Genomic DNA, 6,782 nt, shown 5'->3' on the forward strand with positions numbered 1-6,782 from the left:
TTGGGGGTGGAAGTCACGCTGGGGCTCGGTGCGGTTTGAGGGGTGGCCCGGCCGGATGTAGGGCCTGGGCGGTGGAAACCCGGCATTTTACGGGGCCGGTGAGATAATTCCGACCTATGACGATCACGATCAAAACCGCCCCCGATGTCGAGGCCATGCGCGTCGCCGGCCGGCTCGCCTCCGAAGTGCTGGACATGCTCACGCCGCACGTCAAACCAGGCATCAGCACCGAAGCGCTCGACAAGCTGGCCCACGACCACATCGTGAACGTGCAAAAGGCCATTCCCGCGCCGCTGCACTACCAGCCCCCGGGCTACACGCCTTACCCCAAGTCGATCTGCACCTCGATCAACCACCAGGTCTGCCACGGCATCCCGAACGACCGGCCGCTGAAGAACGGCGACATCGTCAACATCGACGTCACCGTCATCAAGGACGGCTGGCACGGCGACACCAGCCGCATGTTCATCGTGGGCGAAGGCTCCATCGCCGCCAAGCGCCTGTGCACCTTGACCTACGAGGCCATGTGGAAGGGCATCGTGAAGGTCAAGCCCGGTGCGCGCCTGGGCGACATCGGCCACTCGATCCAGACCTTCGGCGAGAACGCCGGCTTCTCCATCGTGCGCGAGTTCTGCGGCCACGGTATCGGCCAGAAGTTCCACGAGGAACCGCAGGTGCTGCACTACGGCCGCCCCGGCACGCTCGAAGAGCTGGTGCCCGGCATGGTGTTCACCATCGAGCCGATGATCAACGCCGGCCGCCGCGACATCCGCGAAACCGGCGACGGCTGGACCATCGTCACCCGCGACCGCTCGCTCTCGGCGCAATGGGAGCACACGGTGCTGGTCACCGACACGGGCTATGAGGTGCTCACGCTCTCGGCCGGCAGCCCGCCCCCGCCGGCCTTCGTGACCGCAGCAGCCGCCACGGCAGCGGCTTAGGCCATGTCGGCGCTGATGGACCCCGGGGCGCCCCCTGCCGGCGCCCGCAGCATCAGCGAGCGGCGCGCGCAGTTCCGCGAAGGCAAGGCCGCACTGCTGGAGCACTTCCGCGAATCGCGACCCTCGGCACCGGCCGCCACACGCCTGGTGCGCGCCCTGGCCCGCCACGTCGACCAGACCCTGCTCGATCTGTGGGAACACGCGCTGATGCCGCCCGGTGCTGCGCTCGTGGCGGTGGGCGGCTACGGCCGCGCCGAGCTGTACCCGCATTCCGACGTCGACGTGCTGGTGCTGCTGCCGCCGGGCGACGAACTCGCCAACGCGCGCCTGGCCGGGTCATCGAACGACGCTCTCAAGTCGGCCGTCGAAGGCTTCATTACCGCCTGCTGGGACATCGGCCTGGAGATCGGCTCAAGCGTGCGCACGGTCGATGAATGCATCGCCGAGAGCGAGAACGACGTGACGGTGCAGACCGCACTGCTCGAATCGCGCTACCTCACCGGCTCCAAGCGCGTGTTCAACGCCTTCCGCCGTGCCCATGCGGCCGCCATGGACCCGAAGGCCTTTCTGCGTGCCAAGACGCTGGAGATGCGGCAGCGCCACCAGAAGTACGAAGACACGCCCTACTCGCTGGAGCCCAACTGCAAGGAAAGCCCAGGCGGCCTGCGCGACCTGCAGGTGCTGATCTGGGTGGCGCGTGCCGCGGGCCTCGGCAAGAGCTGGACCGAGCTCGCCGCCAAGGGCCTGATCACGCCCTTCGAGGTGAAGCAGTTGCAGCGCAACGAAGGCCTGTTGCGCCTGATCCGCGCCCGCTTGCACATGGTGGCCGGCCGCCGCGAAGACCGCCTGGTGTTCGACCTGCAGACGGCCGTGGCCGAAAGCTTCGGCTACCAGGCCACCCAAGGCCAGCGCGTCTCCGAGGTGCTGATGCGCCGCTACTACTGGGCTGCCAAGGCGGTGGCACAGCTCAACCAGATCCTGGTGCTCAACATCGAGGAGCGCGTCTACGGCTCGCAGAACGCGCCCATGCGGCCGATCAACGAGCGCTTTCTCGACCGCGCCGGCATGCTCGAGGTGGCGAGCGACGACCTGTACGAGCGTGAGCCGCACGCCATCCTGGAGACCTTCCACGTCTTCCAGGAGACACCGGGCATCGAAGGCCTGTCGGCCCGCACGCTGCGCGCGCTCTACAACGCCCGCGAGGTGATGGACGGCGACTTCCGCCGTGACCCGGTCAACCGCGACACCTTCATGCAGATCCTGAAGGCGCCCGAAGGCCAGACGCACGCCTTCCGGCTGATGAACCAGACCAGCGTGCTGGGCCGCTACCTGTGGGTGTTCCGCCGCATCGTGGGGCAGATGCAGCACGACCTGTTCCACGTCTACACCGTCGACCAGCACATCCTGATGGTGTTGCGCAACGTGCGCCGCTTCTTCATCGCCGACCACGCGCACGAGTACCCGTTCTGCTCGCAGCTGGCCTCCACCTTCGACGACCCCTGGGTGCTGTACATCGCCGCCCTCTTCCACGACGTGGCCAAGGGCCGTGGCGGCGACCACTCCGACCTGGGCGCCACCGAAGTGCGGCGCTTCTGCCGCGACCATCGCATCGGCCGCGAAGACGCCTCACTGATCGAGTTCCTGGTCAAAGGCCACCTGACCATGTCGCGCATTGCCCAGAAGGAAGACCTGAGCGACCCCGACGTGATCGAGTCCTTCGCCAAACTGGTGGGCAACGAGCGCCGCCTGACCGCGCTGTATCTGCTGACCGTGGCCGACATCCGCGGCACCAGCCCCAAGGTCTGGAACGCCTGGAAGGGCAAGCTGCTCGAAGACCTGTACCGCCTGACGCTGCGTGCACTGGGTGGCTCGCGGCCCAACATGGACGCCGAGATCGAGGCGCGCAAGCAGGAGGCGCGGCACACGCTCAACCTCTACTCGCTGCTGCCCGGCACCGAGGTGCCGCTGTGGAACACGCTGGAGCTGAGCTACTTTGTACGCCACGATGCGGGCGACATCGCCTGGCATGCGCGCTCGCTGTTCCGCCACGTCGAAAGCAAGGAGCCGGTAGTCCGCGCACGCCTGTCGTCGCTGGGCGAAGGCCTGCAGGTGCTGGTCTACGCGCCCGACCGGCCCGACCTCTTCGCCCGCATCTGTGGTTACTTCGACAGCGCCGGCTTCAACATCCTCGACGCCAAGATCCACACCACCAAGGCCGGCTATGCGCTCGACACCTTCCAGGTGATCAGCCCGAATCTTGACCAGCACTACCGCGACCTGATCTCGCTGGTGGAGACGCAGGCCACACTCGCACTCAAGGCCGAAGGGCCATTGCCGCAACCTTCGCGCGGGCGCTTGTCGCGGCGCGTCAAGTCTTTCCCGATCACGCCGCGCGTGACGCTGCGGCCCGACGAGCGCGGCCAACGCTGGCTGCTGGGTGTCTCGACCAGCGACCGCTCCGGCCTGCTCTACTCCATCGCCCGCGTGCTGGCGCAGCACAAGATCAACCTGCAGCTTGCCAAGATCACCACGCTGGGCGAGCGGGTCGAAGACACCTTCCTGATCGACGGTTCGGCCCTGCAGCAGAACAAGGCGCAGATCGAGATCGAGACCGAGTTGCTGGACGCGATCTCGGCTTGATGCAGGCCCCGGCTGGCTAGAATTCCGGCCCTCTCACACTCTGGGTGACCGCCGTGTCCGACCGTCTTGCCGTCCTGCCGCAGTACCTCATGCCCAAACAGGCGCTCACGGCCCTGGCCGGCCGGGCGGCGCGGGCCCAGGGCGGCGCGATGACCACCCGGGTGATCGACTGGTTCGTGAAGCGCTACGGCGTGAACATGAGCGAAGCGGCCAACCCCGACACCGCGAGCTACCCCACCTTCAACGAGTTCTTCACCCGCGCACTGAAGCCCGGGGCCCGCCCGCTGGCGCGTGCCGACCTGATCTGCCCGGTGGATGGCGCCATCAGCCAGTTCGGCGCCATCGAGCGCGACCTGATCTTCCAGGCCAAGGGCCACCGCTACACCACCACCGCCCTGGTCGGCGGCGATGCCGCGCTGGCCACGCAGTTCGACGATGGCCACTTCGCCACGCTCTACCTGTCACCGAAGGACTACCACCGCATCCACATGCCCTGCGATGGCCGGCTCACGCGGATGATCCACGTGCCGGGCCCGCTGTTCTCGGTCAACCCGACCACGGCGCGCGGCGTGCCGGGCCTGTTCGCCCGCAACGAGCGCGTGGTCTGCGTGTTCGAGACGCCGCGCGGCCCCTTCGTGCTGGTGCTGGTGGGCGCGACCATCGTCGGCAGCATGGCCACCGTCTGGCACGGCGTGGTCAACCCGCCGCGTGTGAAGCAGGTGCGTGAGTGGCGCTACGACGACAAGCGCATTGCCCTCAAGCAAGGCGAGGAGATGGGCCGCTTCCTGCTCGGCTCCACCGTGGTGATGCTCTTCCCCAAGGGGCCGCTGCAGTTCAACCCCTCATGGCAGCCGGCCGGCGCCATCCGCATGGGCGAGGCGATGGCGGCTTTCAAAGCGGCGTGATTCACCGCTGACCGGGTCGACGAAGGCGAGCGAGCGCGCCAGCAACTGCAGGGGCCGGCCGTAGTCGGGCTGCAGCGTGTCGGGTTGCAGCACCGGATAGATGAGGTCGTTGACGATGGGCACCCCCAGTGCCGCCATGTGGACGCGCAGTTGGTGGCGTTTGCCGGTCATCGGGCGCAGGCCATAGCGCGCCAGCTGGCTCAGGCGTTCGATGAGTTCAATGCGGGTTTCGGCGTTCGGCTCGCCGGGTGCTTCACGCATCGTCATGAATGAATGCCCCTCTTCCAGGCGGCTGCGGTAAATCAATGGCAGACCCTCGCGCCACGGTGCGATGGCCTCGTAGCACTTCTCGGCCGCACGCTCGCGGAACAGCGCCTGGTAGCGGCCGCGCGTGGCCGGCTGAACGGTGAACAGCACCAGCCCGGCCGTCTCGCGGTCGATGCGATGCACGGGCGCCAGGGTGTCGATGCCGAGCCTGCGCTTGAGGCGCACCAGCAGCGTCTCCTGCAGGTAGCGGCCCGAAGGCGTGACGGGCAGGAAGTGCGGCTTGTCGGCGACAACGATGAGATCGTCCTGGTACAGCACCGTCTCCTCGAAGGGGATGCGCGGCTCGCTGGGCAGGCGGCGGTAGTAGTAGAGCTTGGCGTGGGGCGTGAACGGCGCCTGCGGCGCCACCGCGGCGCCGCGGGCATCGGTCACGTCGCCGCGTTGCATGCGCGCGATCCATTCCTCGGGCGGGATGCGCGGGAAGCGGTGCACGAGGAACTCGATCTGTGTCGCCCACGGCCCCTCGGGCAGGGCCACGCAGCTGCGGCCCACGCCCTCGTCAGACGGACTCATCGAGACGCCGGGCCCGCTGCAAGCGCCATTCGCCGTCGGGCTCGCCGGCATAGACCTGTTCGGCGGTGGTGCCGGTCTCCTGCAGATGGGTGTCGAGGGCGATGCGGTTGTCGAAGACGAAGCACTCGCCCTCCCACTCGCGCGCAGCATCGGGCAGGCTCTGGAAGTAGTTCAGGATGCCGCCGTCCAGCTCACGTACCTGCAGACCCAGGCCCTGCATCCAGGCACTGGTCTTCTCGCAGCGGATGCCGCCGGTGCAGTACATGGCGACGGTCTTGCCCTCGCGCTTCCATTGCTCGGCATGGGCTTCGACGTAGCGCGGGAAGTCGCGGAAGCTGCTCACGCCGGGGTCGATGGCGTTCCTGAAACGGCCGAGGCGGTACTCGAAGCTGTTGCGGTTGTCGAGCACGACCACATCGTCGCGTGCGATGAGTTCGCGCCACGCCGCCGGGTCGACCTGCGTCCCGGGCGACGCGCCGCCGCCCGGCACGCCCACCGCCACGATCTCCGGCTTGACGTGCACCTTCAGGCGCGCAAAGGGCGGCGTCTTGCAGGCGCTTCGCTTGAACGCCATGCCGGTGAAGCGGGCGTCCTGCTGCAGCGCCTGCTCGAATGCATCGAGCGCCGCGGCCTCCCCGGCCAGCACGCCGTTGATGCCCTCGTGCGCCACCAGCACGCTGCCCAGCAGGTCAGCGGCAAGCAAACGCAAGTTCGCCGCGACAGCAGGAGGATCCTGCAGCGCGGCGAATCGGTAGAACGCAATGTGGAAGACGGAGGGCATGCGACGGGTTGGTCATCCCGGCGAACGCCGGGATCCACATTGTCGCAAGCCGTGACTTGCCTGGAGTGGGCCCCGGCGTTCGCCGGGGCGACACCCGGTCAACCCATGTGCAAGCCGCCGTTGACGGAGAAGTCGGCACCAGTCGCAAAGCCCGATTCGTCCGACGCCACCCACGACACGATGGACGCGATGTCTTCTGGCGTACCCAGGCGCTTGACCGGGATGCCGGCCACGATCTTGTCGAGCACGTCTTGGCGGATGGCCTTGACCATGTCGGTCGCGATGTAACCCGGGCTCACGGTGTTGACCGTCACGCCCTTGTTGGCCACTTCCTGCGCCAGCGCCATCGTGAAGCCGTGCATGCCGGCCTTGGCGGCGGAGTAGTTGGTCTGGCCGAACTGACCCTTCTCGCCGTGGACCGACGAGATGTTGATGATGCGGCCCCAGCCCTTGTCGAGCATGTCTTCGATGACCTGCTTGGTCACGTTGAACAGGCTGGTGAGGTTGGTTTCGATCACCGCGTCCCAGTCGGCACGGCTCATCTTGCGGAACATGCCGTCACGCGTGATGCCGGCGTTGTTGACCAGCACGTCGATCGGGCCGACCTCGGCCTTGGTCTTCTGGAAGGCGGCCACGGTCGAATCCCAATCGCCCACGTTGCCCACCGAGGCGTGG

At 67.5% G+C, this 6,782-nt stretch carries 6 protein-coding genes; 3 read left to right on the forward strand and 3 right to left on the reverse strand.

The annotated features are described in order from the left end of the window. Positions 1–116 precede the first annotated feature (116 nt). Genes map through asd form a run of 3 tightly spaced genes read left to right on the forward strand, consistent with a single transcriptional unit; the run spans position 117 to position 4,486 of the window. Complete coding sequence (gene map, locus VFL64_RS04730) at positions 117–941, forward strand: type I methionyl aminopeptidase (RefSeq protein ID WP_489539231.1); 825 nt, start codon at positions 117–119, stop codon at positions 939–941. Between the two features lie 3 nt (positions 942–944). Then, positions 945–3,581 carry a [protein-PII] uridylyltransferase gene (locus VFL64_RS04735; protein WP_489539232.1) on the forward strand — a complete coding sequence of 879 codons (2,637 nt, stop codon included), beginning with the start codon at positions 945–947 and terminating at the stop codon, positions 3,579–3,581. A gap of 53 nt (positions 3,582–3,634) precedes the next feature. Next, entirely contained in the window at positions 3,635–4,486 is an 852-nt protein-coding gene (asd, locus tag VFL64_RS04740) for an archaetidylserine decarboxylase (protein WP_489539233.1), read from the forward strand. Here asd and VFL64_RS04745 read toward each other — a convergent pair. The 3 genes from VFL64_RS04745 to phbB form a co-directional block, all read right to left on the reverse strand. Next, a complete protein-coding gene (locus VFL64_RS04745; protein ID WP_489539234.1) occupies positions 4,424–5,326 on the reverse strand; it encodes a pseudouridine synthase in 903 nt (300 codons plus the stop codon). The two genes, asd and VFL64_RS04745, sit on opposite strands and share 63 nt — an antisense overlap. Then, complete coding sequence (trhO, locus tag VFL64_RS04750) at positions 5,313–6,107, reverse strand: oxygen-dependent tRNA uridine(34) hydroxylase TrhO (protein WP_489539235.1); 795 nt, start codon at positions 6,105–6,107, stop codon at positions 5,313–5,315. Before trhO ends, VFL64_RS04745 begins: the two co-directional genes overlap by 14 nt. A gap of 98 nt (positions 6,108–6,205) precedes the next feature. Further along, on the reverse strand, positions 6,206–6,782 hold a 577-nt coding region (gene phbB, locus VFL64_RS04755; RefSeq protein WP_489539236.1), incomplete at its 5' end, for an acetoacetyl-CoA reductase.

This window comes from Rhizobacter sp. (assembly GCF_035702065.1).
Classification (GTDB): domain Bacteria; phylum Pseudomonadota; class Gammaproteobacteria; order Burkholderiales; family Burkholderiaceae_C; genus Rhizobacter.